The organism is Vibrio chagasii, assembly GCF_002954585.1.
GTDB lineage: Bacteria > Pseudomonadota > Gammaproteobacteria > Enterobacterales > Vibrionaceae > Vibrio > Vibrio chagasii_A.
Map to the genome: position 1 here is coordinate 1 of NZ_MSCI01000014.1, position 702 is coordinate 702.

At 40.9% G+C, this 702-nt stretch carries 2 tRNA genes and 1 rRNA gene; all 3 read left to right on the plus strand.

The window, feature by feature from the left end:
* Positions 1–75: ribosomal RNA gene (locus tag BTO10_RS23305) — 16S ribosomal RNA — on the plus strand; the annotation flags it as partial.
* Between the two features lie 67 nt (positions 76–142).
* Positions 143–219 (plus strand) — tRNA-Ile (locus tag BTO10_RS23310).
* Between the two features lie 14 nt (positions 220–233).
* A tRNA-Ala gene (locus BTO10_RS23315) sits at positions 234–309 on the plus strand.
* The last annotated feature ends 393 nt before the right edge of the window (positions 310–702 follow it).

The window sequence follows — 702 nt, forward strand, 5'->3', positions numbered from 1 at the left end:
ACTTTGTGGTTCATGACTGGGGTGAAGTCGTAACAAGGTAGCCCTAGGGGAACCTGGGGCTGGATCACCTCCTTATACGAAGATATTCACGATAAGTGTCCACACAGATTGATACGGTTTAGAAAGTAAAAGAGACGATATTGGGTCTGTAGCTCAGCTGGTTAGAGCGCTCGCCTGATAAGCGGGAGGTCGGTGGTTCAAGTCCACTCAGACCCACCAATATCGACTTAGATGGGGCTATAGCTCAGCTGGGAGAGCGCCTGCCTTGCACGCAGGAGGTCTGCGGTTCGATCCCGCATAGCTCCACCATCTTTAAGTGTTCTTATTTCTTTAGAATAGAAAGTAGAATCTTTAAAAATGGTTATTTCTTTTGAAATATCTAGCTCTTTAACAATTTGGAAAGCTGACTGATTAACTCTAAGAGTTAATCAAATTAAAAGTTCTCAATGTTTATCTGCTCTTATTTGTTAAGAACAGTAAACACAACACAAACACATTCAAGTGTCTTGTATTCGATTCAAATTTAATTTGAATTACATTGAGTCCGGCAAACACGTAATAAGAATTAACCCTTCTTGTTACAACCAAAAACCTTGGTTGCTGTTTTGTCTTCACTTTTTAAAAGTGAAAGCAAATGCCATACATAAAGACCTCTTCGGGTTGTATGGTTAAGTGACTAAGCGTACACGGTGGATGCCTTGG